We start from the raw sequence: 12,722 nt of genomic DNA, 5'->3' as shown, positions 1-12,722 counted from the left end.
TCCTGCCGCATGAACAGCCACGCCATGCTGCCCATTCACGCCGTCCTGCCCGATCTGATCGCCGCGCTCGATGCCGGGCCGAACGCCGTGCTGGTCGCGCCGCCGGGTGCGGGCAAGACGACGGCGGTTGCCCCTGCCCTGCTGGACCAGCACTGGTGCACGGGCGAGGTCATCCTGCTCTCCCCCCGCCGCATCGCCGCCCGCGCGGCGGCCGAACGGATGGCCGCGCTGGCCGGGGAACCGGTCGGCCGCACCTATGGCTATGCCACGCGCATGGACAGCAAACGATCCGCCGCCACCCGGGTGACCGTGGTGACGGAGGGCATTTTCGTCCGCCGCATTCAATCGGACCCCGAACTGGCGGGGGTCTCCGCCGTGCTGTTCGACGAAGTGCATGAGCGCAGTCTGGACAGCGATTTCGCGCTGGCGCTGGCATTGGATGCGCAGGCCGCGTTCCGGCCGGACCTGCGGATCGTGCCGATGTCCGCCACGCTGGATGGGGCGCGCTATGCGGCCATGCTCGGCGATGCGCCGGTCATCCGGTCGGAAGGGCGCAGCTTTCCGCTCGATCTCGTCCATCTCGGCCGCGCAGCAGAGGCGCGGATCGAGGACAGCATGGCCGCCGCGATTCGCCGCGCGCTGGCAGAGACAGAGGGCGGCCTGCTCGCATTCCTGCCCGGCGTGGCAGAGATCGAGCGGACGGCGGACCGGCTGGGCGACCTGCCCGGCGTTCGCCTGCACCGCCTGCACGGCCAGGTCGATCCCCGCGATCAGCGCGCGGCAATCGCCGCCGAACCCGACGGCCTGCGAAAACTCGTGCTGGCCACCAGCATCGCCGAAACCTCGCTGACCCTCGACGGCATCCGTATCGTCGTCGACAGCGGCCTCGCCCGCCGCCCGCGCTACGATCGTGCCGCGGGCATGACCCGCCTCGTCACCGAACGCGCCAGCCAAGCCGCCGCCACCCAGCGCGCCGGCCGCGCCGCGCGCCAGGGACCGGGGGTCGCCTATCGCCTGTGGGAAGCGGCGGCCACCGCTGGAATGCCGCCCTATGACCCGCCCGAAATCCTGGAGGCGGATCTGAGCCAGCTCCTGCTCGACTGCGCCATCTGGGGCGTCACCGATCCGCGCACCCTCGCCTGGCTCGATCCGCCGCCGGACGCGGGCGTGGCAGAGGCGCGGGCGCGGCTGAACGCGCTCGGCGCCCTCGATTCAGATGGCCGTCCGACGCCGCACGGTCACGCCATCGCCCGACTGCCGCTCAGTCCCCGCCTGTCGCACATGCTGATCGCTGCGGGCGAACTCGGCCTTGCCGAACGCGCGGCGGAGGTGGCGGTGCTGCTCTCCGAACGCGGCCTTGGCGGCACCGACCCCGATCTCGACCTTCGCCTGCGCCGCTGGCGCACGGAGCGGGGGCCAAGAGCGGAGGCAGGACGCAAACTCGCAGCCAGATGGGCGACCCTAAAAGCCCCCCTCCCCTTCAGGGGAGGGGCCGGGGGCGGGGCGTCGCCGCAAGCAATCCCGCCAGCGGATAGACCCCACCCCAACCCCTCGCCTAAAGGGGAGGGGCTAGAGGGCACCGCCCTCCCCCTCGCCCTCGCCTTCCCCGATCGCATCGCCCGCCGCCGCGATGCCACCGGCGAACACTGGGCCAGTGTCGGGGGTCGCGGCTTCCGGCTGGACCCGACATCCTCGCTGGCGGGAAGCGAATGGCTGGCCGTGGGGGAAACCCAGGGATCGGCGTCGGGTGCGCGCATCCTGTCCGCCGCAGCGATCGACCTGCAAATGATCGAACAGCTTTACGGCGACCGCATCGAAACCGTCCGCGACGTCCGCTTCGATCCGGCGACCGGAGGCATCAGCACGACCCGCCAGCGCCGCCTCGGCGCGCTCCGCCTGTCGTCCGGCCCGGACAGCGATGTCCCCGCCGACGCCATCGCCGCCGCTTTGCTCGGCGGCGTCCGCCAGCATGGCCTCGACCTGCTCCCCTGGCCCGATACCGCCCAGGCGCTGCGTCAACGGGCGCGCTTTGCCGCCGAACAGGGCGGCCATGCCGTCGCCATCGACGATGCGACGCTGCTGGCGACCCTGGATGACTGGCTGCCGCCCCTGCTCACCGGCAAAAGGCGGCTGGACGCGGTATCGCCCGGCGCGCTGACCGGCGTGCTGGAGGGGCTGCTCGGCTGGGACGGGCTTCAGGAGATCAACCGCCTCGCCCCCGCCCGCCTGGAAACCCCCGCGGGGTCCAGCCACGCCATCGACTACGCCGCAGAGGGCGGCCCGCGCGTCGAATGCCGGCCACAGGCGCTGTTCGGCCTCGCCACCCATCCCATGATCGGCGGCGGGCGCGTGCCGCTGGTGCTTAGCCTCACTTCTCCCGCCGGTCGCCCCATTCAGACGACGCGCGACCTGCCCGGCTTCTGGGCAGGAAGCTGGGCCGCAGTGGCAAAGGAAATGCGCGGCCGCTATCCGCGCCACCCCTGGCCCGACGATCCGGCCAGCGCATCCGCCACCCTGCGCACGAAAAATGCCGATGCCCGGCGGCGCGGCGGATGATCCACCGCTTGTCGAACCGCCACACTTTCCTTAGGTCATCGCCAGCACGAACCGTCAGTCAGGAACACCCAATGCCCACCGCCCGCATCTATCAGCGCCCGAAAAACGCGATGCAGTCCGGCCGCGCGCGCACGGACAACTGGGTGCTGGAATTCGAACCTGCCGAGGCGCAGCGTCCCGATCCGCTGACCGGCTGGGCAGGCTCCGGCAACACCCAGACCCAGGTCAAGCTGACCTTCCCCGATCTGGCGGCGGCCCAGGCCTATGCCGACCGCTACGGCATCCCCGCCCGCGTCATCCCCGCCCCGGAAAAGACCCTCAAGCTTCAGGCGTACGCCGACAATTTCAAATAAGCTGTCCTACACGGGAGCCACGCGGCTAACAGGATCGCCGCTCTGACCTGACCGACACCGGCCCCCGCGCCCGCTAAGGCGGACCGTCGCCCGTCCCGATCCCGCTCGTCCCGAGCCAGCCGAAGGACGCGGCCCCGCATTCATCCGTCCGCCAGGCGCACGCCATTGGCAACAGCCATCAACACAAGCAGCGCCACGACAAACCAGAATTGCACCGGGCGTTCGTCGCGCCTGGGATACCAGGCGGAATTGCCGGCGATCATGCCGGTTCGAATGGTTTGAATGGCAAGCCAGCTGAAAAACAGCACGCCGACGCTCGACGCGATGATGTTCAACGGTCCCGTCACAACGTTCCCCCCCGTATCAACCAAGCCCGCTAATCTGTTCCGGACGCCAGCTACCTGCGCTCAGCCCAGCAGATGCTGGCCAAGCAGCAGCAACAGCTTCACGTCCACCGCCGCCCCCGCCGCCCGTTGCTCGGCAACGAACGCCGCCAGCTCATCCAGCGGTACGCGATAGGGCGTGATCCCCTCCCCCGCGACGCCGCCGCCATCGGACACGCGGGTCAGGCCACTCGCCCGCACCAGCGTGAAGCTTTCCGACACCATGCCTGGCGAGGAATGGAATTCCCCCAGCGATTCGACCCGCGCGGGCCGCCAGCCGGTTTCCTCCTCCAGCTCGCGCGCGGCACTCTCCAGCGCATCCTCGCCTTCCGTCTCGTCGCCGATCAGCCCCGCAGGCAGCTCCAGGCAGCGCCGCCCCAGCGGCACGCGGTATTGCTCGACCAGCAGGACGTGCCCGTCCTCGACCGCCAGGATCACGGCCGCCCGGATGCCCCTTGCCCGTCCGACATATTCCCACCGCCCCTGCCGCTTGGCGACGATGAAGCGCCCCTCCCACATCGTCTCGATGGGCGCGTCGTGATCGGGAACGCTCAAAGTTCGATCAGCCGATCGGGCAGTTCATTCCGGTCGCCCTCGGTCTTGGGCACATTCCGGGCGAGCACGGTGCCGACTTCGGCCACCGCCCCGGCCATGCCATCGGCTATGCGCCCGTCCTTCACCGCGTCGATCAGCACTTCCATCGCATCGCCCCAGCATTCCGGGGTGACGTGCGGGGTGATCGCGGCATCGGCGACGATCTCAGCCCGATGCTCGTCCAGCGACAGGTAAATCAGGATGCCGACCCGCGCGACGGTCCGCTTTTCGGCGCTTGCCCGGAAATATTCGATCGCGCGCCGCCGCACCCGCCGCGACCGCACCGGCAGCGGGGCGAGGCGCGCGCGCAGCCCGGCCCGCATCAATGCGAATTGGACGAGGAAGAACGCCGCCGCCTGCCCGACCAGCAGCGCCGCCAGGATCGTGCGCGGATCGACCGCCTCGCTGTTCCATCCACCGGCCAGCCAGTCCAGCTTGGCCGGCAGCACGCCGGGCACCACCACCAGCGCGCCCAGCACCAGCAGCATCGCCGCCGCCGCATAATATAGCGCCACGTCGTGATAGGCATCGGACCGCCGCGCGACGATCGTCACGATCTCGGCATCGGTCCCGGCCTCCGCCGCCGCGACGGCCGCAGTAACCCGGGCGTGATCCGCCTCGTTCAGGATCGGACCCATCACCATCCCCCCGATGCGCCGCCGCCGCCGAACGACCCGCCGCCGCCGGAAAAGCCGCCACCGCCGCCCCAGCCGCCGCCACCACCGCCGCCGCCGCCGCCCCAGGACGATCCGCCGCTGCCGCCACCCCAGCCCGGCCCCCAGATGATAACCGGCCCGGCGCCGCCGCGTCGGCGCCCGCGATATTTCTTGCCCTTCGCCCGGCCAAAGATCAGCGGCACGACGATCAACGCGATGACCATCAGCCAGAAGACCAGCATCACCAACCCGAAGATGCCGGCCTTGCGCTTCTTCTTCTCCGCCCTGTCGCCCAGGATGCGCTTGGCCCGCGCCTCCGCCTGCGGGGCGGGCAGGCGCAGCTGCTCAAGGATCGCATCGGCCCCGGCGCGGATGCCGCCGGGCAAGTCGCCGTCCTTGAACCGCGGCGTGATGACATCGCCGATGATCGCGCCCGACAGCCCGGCGGTCAGCACCGGGGTCAGGCCGTAACCAACCTCGATCCGCACCTTCCGCTCATTGGGCGCAACGATCAGGATGACGCCGTCATTCACCTCTTCCCGGCCAATCCCCCATTCTCGGCCCAGCCGGTATCCGTAATCCTCGATCGAATAGCCCTGCAGGTCGGGGATGGTGGCAACGACGAACTGCTGGCCTTTCTCTTCCTCAAACCGGTCCAGCTCGGCAGCCAGCGCCGCTTCCTGATCATCGGGAATGATGTTCGCCGCATCGACCACCGGCTGGGTCGTGCGCTTGGGGAAATCCTGTGCCGTCGCCGGCATCGCCAGCGCCAGCAGCCAGAGGAACAAAAGCTGCCGGATCACTCGTCCGCTCCAATCTCAGCGATGATGGCAGCGGCGCCGGCCAGGATGCCCGCTGGATAGTCGCCGTTATCAAAGGCGGGAACGATCGCATCATCAATGATCCGCTTCGCCTCGGCATCGGTCATCGCACGCTCCAGCCCGCAACCGACCTCGATCCGCACCCGGCGCTCATTCGGCGCGACGATCAGCAGGACGCCATCGTCATGATCTTCGCGCCCGATACCCCAGCCATTGCCGAGCCGCAGACCCCATTCTTCGATCGTCCGGCCTGCAAGCGAAGCGAGCGTCACGACGACTAGCTGATGACCCCCGTCGGCCTCCAGCGCTGCCAATCCTGTGGTCAGGCTAGCTTCGCGCTCCGGATCGAGCAACTCAGCTTCATCCACCACCCAGCCGGACAGCGGGGGAAGCACCAATGGCTCGGTATCGCTGACCAAGCTGTACTGCTGCAATAGAGCCAAGCCCTGCTCTTCACAGCTATCCGCCGCCGCAGCCATGCCGCTGCGCGTCGGTACCAGCAGGGCGATGCCGATCAGGATGGCAAGGGCGGCGTGACGGATCACTTGGCGTCGAAATTCACCGTGGGCGCAGCTTCGGCACCCGGCGTGGTCGCCTTGAACGTCGCCATCGGCTTCGACCCGTAAAACACCTTCGCCCCGATCGCGTCGGGAAAGGTGCGGATGGTGGTGTTATAGCTCTGGACCGCGCTGTTATAGTCGCGCCGCGCGATATTGATCTGGTTTTCCGTCGTCGCCAGCTCGTTCTGCAGCGCGCGGAAATTCTCGTTGGAAGTCAGGGTCGGGTAATTCTCGGTCACGACCAGCAACCGGCCGAGCGACGCGCTCAGCGCACCCTGCGCCGCTTCGAACTGTGCGACCTTGGCCGGATCGGTCAGGTCGTCGGCACTGACGTTGACGCCGGTCGCCCGCGCCCGCGCCTGCGTCACCTCGGTCAGGACGCGTTCCTCCTGCGCGGCAAACCCCTTCACGGTATTGACCAGATTGGGGATCAGGTCGGCGCGGCGCTGATATTCGCTCTCGACATCGGCCCAGCGCGCCTTTGCGTTTTCCTCTGCCGTCGGCACGCTGTTCAGCCCGCAAGCCGACAGCATCCCCGCCGCAATAAGGGCAATCACCGCCTTGAACCGCATTCCATCCTCCTCCACCATAAGCGGGACCGTATTAGCGGAGCGATACGGTGCGTTGAAGCAAAATCGCAAAACGGGGGAACGTGAATGGGAATGATGAGCGAATTTCGGACGTTTATCGCACGCGGCAATGTCATCGATCTGGCGGTCGGCGTCATCATCGGCGGGGCATTCGCCACCATCACCAAATCGCTGACGGACGACCTGATCATGCCGGTGGTCGGCTGGATTTTCGGCGGGTTCGATTTTTCCAGCTATTTCATCCGCCTCGGCGACATTCCCGAAACCTATACCGGTTCGCCTACCAATTATGCCGCGCTGAAAGCGGCGGGCGTCCCCCTGTTCGGCTATGGCCAGTTCATCACCGTCGGCATCAATTTCCTGATCCTGGCCTTCATCATCTTTCTGTTCGTCCGCATGGTGAACAGGGTGGTGGCGGCGGCCGAACGCGAAAAGGTGGAGGCTGCGGCCCCGCCCGCCGCCGATCCGGCGGACATCGTGCTGCTGCGCGACATTCTGGAGGAACTGCGCAAGCAGCGCCCCGGCGTCTGAATGGTCAATCGGTAAAGGTCGGGCTGCGCCGCGTCAGCCCGGCCGACACCGCCTCCATCTGGTTGGGCGATCCGATCAGCGCCGCCTGTTCCCGGCTTTCGGCCATCAACAGCGCCGGGGCATCCGCATCGTGCATCGCATTGGCCAGCCGCTTGGCGGCGCGCACCGCGTGCGGGCTGCGTCCCGCAATCTCGCGCGCCAGCGCCAATGCATCGCCGTGCGGATCGTCGGACACATGGCTGGCAAAGCCCCAGCCGCTCGCTTCCGCCGTATCGAATTCCCGCGCGGTATAGATCAGCTCGCGCAGCACATCGTCGCGGATCAACCCGCGCCACAGGGCAAAACCTCCCATGTCCGGCACGATGCCCCATTTCATCTCCAGGATGGAAAAGCGCGTCTGCGGCGCACAGACGCGAATGTCCGCGCCAGACAGGATCTGCAGCCCGCCGCCCAGCGCCATGCCGTGCGCCGCCGCGATCACCGGCACCGGCAGCGTCCGCCAGCCCCAGGCCATCTGCTGGAACCGGTTGGCGATGCCGCTCGTCCGCGCCGACAGGCCCAGGTCGCTGCCCATCGCCGCCATGCTGGCCATGTCCAGCCCTGCGCAAAAGCCGCGCCCCTCGCCCGACAGGACGACCGCCCGCAACCCCGGCTCGACCACCAGCCGATCGACGACCGCGATCAGCGCATCCATCATTGCCGGGTCGAGCGCGTTCAGCTTTTCCGGCCGGTTCAACCGCACATCGGCCACCCCGTCGCGCATCGTCACCGTCACCCGGTCTTCGGCCATTTCGGCATCCTTTCCCAAGCCCCTGGCGGCTCTTGCGAACATCGCTAGCGCGGCGCATGTTGCGGCGGCAAGCCGGGATTACCGGCGCACGAACGAACGGGGGGATATCGCACATGATCAGGCAAATCGTCATCGTATCATCGCTGGCCATGCTCTCGGCGGCGGCGCCCGCCTCGGGGCAGCAGGCGGCGGCTCCGGCACCGCAGCCGGCACCGGCGACCGGTGTCGCCGACATCTATGGCACGGCGCTTGGCGATGGATGGCAGAACTGGAGCTGGGCCAAGACCGAACTCAGCGTCGAGCTGAACGGCAGCACCCGCCGCCCGATCCTGGTCGACCCTCAGGCGGGATGGCAGGCGCTGTACCTGCACCATGACCCATTCGACACTACCCCCTATCGCGGTATCTCGATGCTGCTGCACGGGCGCAGCGTCGGTGGCCAGAAGATCAAGATCGTCGCTATCGCCGATAACAAGCCGATCGACGAGGCAGGGCATTCGGTTACCCTGACCGCAAATGGCTGGACGAAAGTGGTCGTGCCGCTAGACGCGCTGGGGGCCGGCAACCGGATGATCGACGGTTTCTGGATTCAGAACGCGACTCCGGATGCCATCCCCTATTTCTACGCCGCTGAAATCAAGCTGGAGCAATAGGGGCCGGCGCGACCAGCCGGTATCCGCGCCCCTTTTCAGTCACCAGCATCGGGGGATCGAAGCCGCGGTCCAGCTTCGCGCGCAGCCGCGATATATGGACCGCGACGACGTTCGTGCCGGGATCGAAGCGCAGGCCCCATACCTGCGCCAGCAACGCCGTCCGCTCGATGCACTGTCCTGCATGTCGGGCCAGGTGCAGCAACAATGCATATTCGCGCGGCAACAGGTCCAGCGGGCGACCGTCGCGGGTGGCCGCCCGGTTGATCTGGTCGATGCGCAGCGTGCCCAGCCCGATCACCATCGGCGGTGGCGCGCGCAACACGGCGGCGGCCCGGGCGGCGATCTCGCGGCCGTCGGCATCGACGGGCACGGCATCCGCTGCGCCGGCATCGATGGCATCGGCAATGTCGCCGGCATGGCCGCCCGCAACCATCAGCAGGACCGGGCCACCCCATCCCAGTTCGCGGACCGCGTCCAGCCGCATTGCCGCCCCCTGTTTCCCGGGCTCCCAGCTGAGCAGCAACAGGTCGCCGTCGCCCGCCGCGTCCGCCCAGCTTTCGATCCCGGTCAGGTGATGGCCGCGCCGGGCCAGTCCGGCCGCCAGCGCCTCCATCCCGTCAATGCCCCGGTCGATCAGGACGCGTGCCATGTCGGCGAGCCTAATCCAGCTCGGTTCCCCGGTGCGGGCGATCGGCTCCGGAACGGATATGATCGTTCGCGTCGAACCGGCCAAGCGCGACGCGTGCCATACCAGCGACGAACCGGTCGGGATCGCCGCTGCCCCGGGTCAGCACGGCGAAGGCCGCATCCGGGCTTTCGGCAGTACCGGCCAGGGCCGCGATGGCGGCCGCCCGCATCCGGGGGTGGGGGTGATGCACGGCAAAGTGCTGGGCCAGGTCCACCCCATCGCCGCCCAGCATCGCGGCGATGCGCAACAGCGCCTCCGACGGGCTGAGGGTCAGGACGGCGGCGATGCGATTGGACGCCAGGTCGAACCGGTGCTGATTGATCCACGCCTGTTCGGCATCCACGCCCAGAATGTTCAGCGATACGGAAAAGGCATCGGGCGGCCACTGCGAATGAACGTCCCGCTGCATGCGGTACAGCATCAGCTGCCCGGGCTTCAGCCGGGCGCGCGCCTCGAACCGCAGGCCGGCGTCATCGCCTGGGACGCCCGTCACGGCATCAGGATCGAACCGGTAATAATCGCTCCAATATCCCGGCCCCAGATAGCCATAGGTCAGGAACGAGAAATTGTGATCGTGCGGCAGGCCGTACACGAACGCCGCCTCCCCGCTCGACCGCAGCGCCTGATCCTCCCGCGCCGGCCACAGATTGGCGCGCACGACGAACCGGCCGTCGGGCGGCGCCAGCAGCATCACCTGCGGGCCATAGCCAGCGGCGGGATCGCTTCGGTGCCGACGCTTCAATTCGTCGATTGCCAGATCGCCCAGAAAGTGCCTGTTGCGCCCCAGCCGCGCCAGCGTCGGGCCAAGCGTTGCGAACGCCGACTCGTCCCGGACATCGATCCGCGCCGCGCCAAGCGCCTCGATCAGCTCGGCCAGGTCGATCGGGCCATCGGTGCCGGGATCCAGGATCAGGGGCACGGCGCGTTTCGCCGGGTGATCGCAACCAGGGTGGCGTTCGCCGCCGCCCGGACGTCGGGATGCGGATCGTCTGCCGCCAGTTCGGTCAGCCGCCGCCCTGCCGCAGCGCCGCCCAGCATCAGCCATTCGCGCATCGCATGCCACCTCAGGTAGAATGCGGGATCGCGCGATGCGGCGTCGAACACCGGGTCCGCATCCGTCCTGCCCAGTTCGCGCACCAGCCGCAGCAACATCGTCCGTCGGGATGCCGCCACGGTCGGCGCTGCCGCCCGCCTGATCCGGCCCGTTTCAACATCGCCCTCGCGCACCAGCGGCGCGGCCGGGGTCGCCAGCGTGATGGTCACCGCCATCGTATCGGCGGCGCCGGGCCACAGGATCTGACCCTCGATCCGCCCGTCCTGAACGGTGATGGCACCTGCCTCCAGCCGTTCCGGCGCCAGACGGCGACATCCGGGTGCGTGGTCCAGCCGGAAATCTTCGGTTGCGGCCTCGGTCCGCCAGCGATGCAGGATCACGCCTTCGGCTTGCACATGGCGGCTGACCGACACGCGGCCCGGAATGACGAACCGGTCGGGAAAGCCCATCGCGCGCACCGCTGCGGCATCCAGCACGGTTATGCTCAACCGGGCGGCGGGGTGCTCGATCAGGATCGCGGTCAGCCGGACGGCGTCCCGGCTCACGCGAAATGGCGGGTCAAAGAAAGGGTCCCCTGCCAGCGCGGCCAGTGGCGCTGCGATCAGCCGATCGACCAGTCCCGGATCGGACAGGATCGACCGTGCGGCGGCAATGGCCTGGTCCACATCCTTGCCAAGGGCATCGAACCGGTCGGTGACGGACCGGACCTCCGCCCGGTCGGCCCAGCCTTGGGCAAAGGCCGCACTGCCGGTTCGCGCGGTCAGGATGCTCGCCCGCATGGCACTCAGCGCGGGCCCATTTCATAGATCAGCGCGGTGATCGAAACCGTCTGTTCGAACACCTGATCGTTCAGCACCTGCATCGCCGCAATCGCCCCCTGGCACGCGATGTCCGTCGCCAGCTCGGCAATATCCTCCAACCGTGCGATCCATCCGTCCGACATGACCGTTCCCCTTTCCTGTCTCAGGGTCACGAGCCTAGGCGCGGATCGCCGCAAAGCGTCAGTTACAATGGTGTAACCTTCCCCTTGGTTGCCGGACGCCGCGCGGCTGGCTAGGGGGGCGGGCATGACCAGCGCGCCCCGCTTCGTGTTCGATCCCGCCCGCTTTTTCGAAGCGCGTGTCGGCGGGCATGGCAGTCATCTGGGTGTCGGCTATGGCGGCCACGGCGCTGACTGGTGCGAACTGACCCTGCCCTGGCGCGCCGAACTGGTGGGCGATCCGGAAACGGGCGTCATCGCATCGGGCGCGATCCTGACGCTGATGGACATGGCAACCGCGATCTCGGTCTGGATGAAACGCGGCGTGTTCGCACCGCAAGCGACGCTGGACATGCGGATCGACTATCTGCGCGGCGCCCGGCCCGGTGCGACCGTGATCGGTCGCGGCGAATGTTACCGGCTCAGCCGGTCCGTCGCCTTCGTCCGGGGACAGGCGCATGACGGCGATGCGGCCGACCCGATCGCCCATGTCGCCGGCACCTTCATGCTTCTGGACATGCCGTCATGATCCTGCCCCCCTATGCCGAAACCCTGGGCGTCCAACTGGTGCCCGGCGACGCGAACGGCCCGCCGCAACTGATCCTGCCCTTTGCCGATCATGTGCTCGGGCGGCCCGGATTCCTGCATGGCGGCGCAATCGGCGGATTGCTGGAAATCGCCGCCGTCGTGGCCCTGCGTCACGCGCTGGGCGACGCGGACAGCCGCGCCAAGCAGATCAACGTGACCGTCGATTTCATGCGCGGCGGGCGGGACAAGCCGACCCATGCGGTCGGCATCGTCACCCGGCTGGGCAGCCGCATCGCGAATGTCGAGGCGATTGCGTGGCAGGACGACCGCAGCCAGCCCATCGCCGCTGCCCGGATGAACTATCGGCTGGGCGACTGATCGGTCATCCCACCAGCGGATAGCGCGCGATCATGTCATAGATCGCGCCTTCGCCGCCCAGCCGGCTTTCATACAGCCGGAAATCGCCGATCGCTTCCTCCGGCCCGGACAGCCCGGCATTGGCCGCCATGAACCCGTCGACCGGCCCGCTCGACGCATTCAGCCGGGCCAGCGTGATGTGCGGCAGATAGGCACGACCTTCTGCCGGCAATCCGATCCGGATCAGCGCCTGATCGATCTTGCGGTGCAGCCGGGCCAGCGGCTCGTGCGGTGCCACGCCGGCCCAGACGGCATTGGCCCGCCCCCGCGTGGCGAACTGCCCGACGCCGGACAGGGCCAGCCGGATCGGCGGACCGTGCACCTGACCCATGGCCAGCGCCACATCCTCCGCCATGTCGCCCGGCACCTCGCCGATATAGCGCAGCGTCAGGTGAAGCTGGTCGTCATCCTGCCACCGCGCACCCTGAATGCCGTGCATCAGCGACAGCAGCTGCACGCGCATGGCGCGCGGCGGACGAAGGGCAAGGAACAGCCGATGCATGATAGGCGTTGGCTATCGCATCACACGGCGCGATGCGACCGGTTTTGCTTGAAGTCGGCGGCCGGAC

General features: G+C 68.3%; 18 protein-coding genes. 6 read left to right on the top strand and 12 right to left on the bottom strand.

What is annotated here, in order from left to right:
• Positions 1 to 9 precede the first annotated feature (9 nt).
• Together hrpB and ACPVPU_RS06635 are read left to right on the top strand one after the other, a co-directional pair.
• The gene (gene hrpB / locus ACPVPU_RS06640) at positions 10 to 2,556 is read left to right on the top strand and encodes an ATP-dependent helicase HrpB (RefSeq protein ID WP_448660181.1); all 2,547 of its coding nucleotides are present in this window, start codon (positions 10 to 12) and stop codon (positions 2,554 to 2,556) included.
• A 71-nt stretch (positions 2,557 to 2,627) separates the two neighbouring features.
• Positions 2,628 to 2,909 (top strand): ETC complex I subunit, encoded by a 282-nt coding sequence (locus ACPVPU_RS06635; RefSeq protein ID WP_448660180.1) that lies wholly within the window; start codon positions 2,628 to 2,630, stop codon positions 2,907 to 2,909.
• Between the two features lie 140 nt (positions 2,910 to 3,049).
• On the opposite strand, the gene ACPVPU_RS06630 is transcribed toward ACPVPU_RS06635, so the two are convergent.
• The 6 genes from ACPVPU_RS06630 to ACPVPU_RS06605 all read right to left on the bottom strand — a co-directional run bounded on the left by ACPVPU_RS06630 (position 3,050) and on the right by ACPVPU_RS06605 (position 6,495).
• Positions 3,050 to 3,244, bottom strand: a complete 195-nt coding sequence (locus ACPVPU_RS06630) for a hypothetical protein (protein WP_448660179.1) — start codon at positions 3,242 to 3,244, stop codon at positions 3,050 to 3,052.
• 72 nt (positions 3,245 to 3,316) lie between these two features.
• Positions 3,317 to 3,847 (bottom strand): NUDIX hydrolase, encoded by a 531-nt coding sequence (locus ACPVPU_RS06625; protein ID WP_448660178.1) that lies wholly within the window; start codon positions 3,845 to 3,847, stop codon positions 3,317 to 3,319.
• Positions 3,844 to 4,530: a TPM domain-containing protein gene (locus tag ACPVPU_RS06620; RefSeq protein ID WP_448660177.1), complete on the bottom strand. Its 687-nt coding sequence runs from the start codon at positions 4,528 to 4,530 to the stop codon at positions 3,844 to 3,846. The genes ACPVPU_RS06625 and ACPVPU_RS06620 overlap by 4 nt, the downstream gene beginning before the upstream one ends.
• Positions 4,524 to 5,345: a TPM domain-containing protein gene (locus ACPVPU_RS06615; protein ID WP_448660176.1), complete on the bottom strand. Its 822-nt coding sequence runs from the start codon at positions 5,343 to 5,345 to the stop codon at positions 4,524 to 4,526. The genes ACPVPU_RS06620 and ACPVPU_RS06615 overlap by 7 nt, the downstream gene beginning before the upstream one ends.
• Positions 5,342 to 5,908 carry a TPM domain-containing protein gene (locus ACPVPU_RS06610; RefSeq protein WP_448660175.1) on the bottom strand — a complete coding sequence of 189 codons (567 nt, stop codon included), beginning with the start codon at positions 5,906 to 5,908 and terminating at the stop codon, positions 5,342 to 5,344. The genes ACPVPU_RS06615 and ACPVPU_RS06610 overlap by 4 nt, the downstream gene beginning before the upstream one ends.
• On the bottom strand, positions 5,905 to 6,495 hold the full coding sequence (locus ACPVPU_RS06605) for a LemA family protein (protein WP_448660174.1): 591 nt from the start codon (positions 6,493 to 6,495) through the stop codon (positions 5,905 to 5,907). The genes ACPVPU_RS06610 and ACPVPU_RS06605 overlap by 4 nt, the downstream gene beginning before the upstream one ends.
• An 84-nt stretch (positions 6,496 to 6,579) precedes the next feature.
• On the opposite strand from ACPVPU_RS06605, the gene mscL reads away from it, so the two are divergent.
• A complete protein-coding gene (gene mscL, locus ACPVPU_RS06600) occupies positions 6,580 to 7,044 on the top strand; it encodes a large conductance mechanosensitive channel protein MscL (RefSeq protein WP_448660173.1) in 465 nt (154 codons plus the stop codon).
• A 4-nt stretch (positions 7,045 to 7,048) separates the two neighbouring features.
• Here mscL and ACPVPU_RS06595 read toward each other — a convergent pair whose 3' ends face one another.
• Positions 7,049 to 7,834 (bottom strand): crotonase/enoyl-CoA hydratase family protein, encoded by a 786-nt coding sequence (locus ACPVPU_RS06595; RefSeq protein ID WP_448660172.1) that lies wholly within the window; start codon positions 7,832 to 7,834, stop codon positions 7,049 to 7,051.
• Between the two features lie 113 nt (positions 7,835 to 7,947).
• Here ACPVPU_RS06595 and ACPVPU_RS06590 point away from each other — a divergent pair, with 113 nt between their 5' ends.
• Complete coding sequence (locus ACPVPU_RS06590) at positions 7,948 to 8,487, top strand: hypothetical protein (RefSeq protein WP_448660171.1); 540 nt, start codon at positions 7,948 to 7,950, stop codon at positions 8,485 to 8,487.
• On the opposite strand, the gene ACPVPU_RS06585 is transcribed toward ACPVPU_RS06590, so the two are convergent.
• From ACPVPU_RS06585 to ACPVPU_RS06570, 4 genes are read right to left on the bottom strand one after another with little or no spacing between them, the layout of a single operon-like run.
• Positions 8,471 to 9,136 (bottom strand): winged helix-turn-helix domain-containing protein, encoded by a 666-nt coding sequence (locus ACPVPU_RS06585; RefSeq protein WP_448660170.1) that lies wholly within the window; start codon positions 9,134 to 9,136, stop codon positions 8,471 to 8,473. The genes ACPVPU_RS06590 and ACPVPU_RS06585 overlap by 17 nt on opposite strands.
• A 10-nt stretch (positions 9,137 to 9,146) precedes the next feature.
• Positions 9,147 to 10,094 (bottom strand): transposase, encoded by a 948-nt coding sequence (locus ACPVPU_RS06580; protein WP_448660169.1) that lies wholly within the window; start codon positions 10,092 to 10,094, stop codon positions 9,147 to 9,149.
• The gene (locus ACPVPU_RS06575; RefSeq protein ID WP_448660168.1) at positions 10,085 to 11,008 is read right to left on the bottom strand and encodes a hypothetical protein; all 924 of its coding nucleotides are present in this window, start codon (positions 11,006 to 11,008) and stop codon (positions 10,085 to 10,087) included. Before ACPVPU_RS06575 ends, ACPVPU_RS06580 begins: the two co-directional genes overlap by 10 nt.
• Positions 11,009 to 11,013: 5 nt before the next feature.
• Positions 11,014 to 11,172 (bottom strand): hypothetical protein, encoded by a 159-nt coding sequence (locus tag ACPVPU_RS06570; RefSeq protein ID WP_448660167.1) that lies wholly within the window; start codon positions 11,170 to 11,172, stop codon positions 11,014 to 11,016.
• A 124-nt stretch (positions 11,173 to 11,296) separates the two neighbouring features.
• Here ACPVPU_RS06570 and ACPVPU_RS06565 point away from each other — a divergent pair, with 124 nt between their 5' ends.
• Together ACPVPU_RS06565 and ACPVPU_RS06560 are read left to right on the top strand one after the other, a co-directional pair.
• Positions 11,297 to 11,737, top strand: coding sequence for a PaaI family thioesterase (locus tag ACPVPU_RS06565; protein WP_448660166.1), 441 nt, complete (start codon positions 11,297 to 11,299; stop codon positions 11,735 to 11,737).
• The gene (locus tag ACPVPU_RS06560; RefSeq protein ID WP_448660165.1) at positions 11,734 to 12,114 is read left to right on the top strand and encodes a PaaI family thioesterase; all 381 of its coding nucleotides are present in this window, start codon (positions 11,734 to 11,736) and stop codon (positions 12,112 to 12,114) included. The genes ACPVPU_RS06565 and ACPVPU_RS06560 overlap by 4 nt, the downstream gene beginning before the upstream one ends.
• A gap of 4 nt (positions 12,115 to 12,118) precedes the next feature.
• Here the strand turns inward: ACPVPU_RS06560 and thpR are convergent, their stop codons facing one another.
• A complete protein-coding gene (gene thpR, locus ACPVPU_RS06555) occupies positions 12,119 to 12,655 on the bottom strand; it encodes an RNA 2',3'-cyclic phosphodiesterase (protein WP_448660164.1) in 537 nt (178 codons plus the stop codon).
• Positions 12,656 to 12,722 lie beyond the last annotated feature (67 nt).

This window comes from Sphingomonas paludis, assembly GCF_053502515.1.
This window is presented reverse-complemented; position numbering and strand designations above follow the sequence as displayed.

Bases quoted from the DNA above. Each gene is read 5' to 3' on its own strand.
- ACPVPU_RS06635 (WP_448660180.1), top strand. From the start codon at position 2,628: ATGCCCACCGCCCGCATCTATCAGCGCCCGAAAAACGCGATGCAGTCC.
- ACPVPU_RS06570 (WP_448660167.1), bottom strand. From the start codon at position 11,172: ATGTCGGACGGATGGATCGCACGGTTGGAGGATATTGCCGAGCTGGCG.
- thpR (WP_448660164.1), bottom strand. From the start codon at position 12,655: ATGCATCGGCTGTTCCTTGCCCTTCGTCCGCCGCGCGCCATGCGCGTG.
- ACPVPU_RS06575 (WP_448660168.1), bottom strand. From the start codon at position 11,008: ATGCGGGCGAGCATCCTGACCGCGCGAACCGGCAGTGCGGCCTTTGCC.
- ACPVPU_RS06565 (WP_448660166.1), top strand. From the start codon at position 11,297: ATGACCAGCGCGCCCCGCTTCGTGTTCGATCCCGCCCGCTTTTTCGAA.
- mscL (WP_448660173.1), top strand. From the start codon at position 6,580: ATGGGAATGATGAGCGAATTTCGGACGTTTATCGCACGCGGCAATGTC.
- ACPVPU_RS06605 (WP_448660174.1), bottom strand. From the start codon at position 6,495: ATGCGGTTCAAGGCGGTGATTGCCCTTATTGCGGCGGGGATGCTGTCG.
- ACPVPU_RS06620 (WP_448660177.1), bottom strand. From the start codon at position 4,530: ATGGTGATGGGTCCGATCCTGAACGAGGCGGATCACGCCCGGGTTACT.
- ACPVPU_RS06590 (WP_448660171.1), top strand. From the start codon at position 7,948: ATGATCAGGCAAATCGTCATCGTATCATCGCTGGCCATGCTCTCGGCG.
- ACPVPU_RS06595 (WP_448660172.1), bottom strand. From the start codon at position 7,834: ATGGCCGAAGACCGGGTGACGGTGACGATGCGCGACGGGGTGGCCGAT.
- ACPVPU_RS06560 (WP_448660165.1), top strand. From the start codon at position 11,734: ATGATCCTGCCCCCCTATGCCGAAACCCTGGGCGTCCAACTGGTGCCC.
- hrpB (WP_448660181.1), top strand. From the start codon at position 10: ATGAACAGCCACGCCATGCTGCCCATTCACGCCGTCCTGCCCGATCTG.
- ACPVPU_RS06585 (WP_448660170.1), bottom strand. From the start codon at position 9,136: ATGGCACGCGTCCTGATCGACCGGGGCATTGACGGGATGGAGGCGCTG.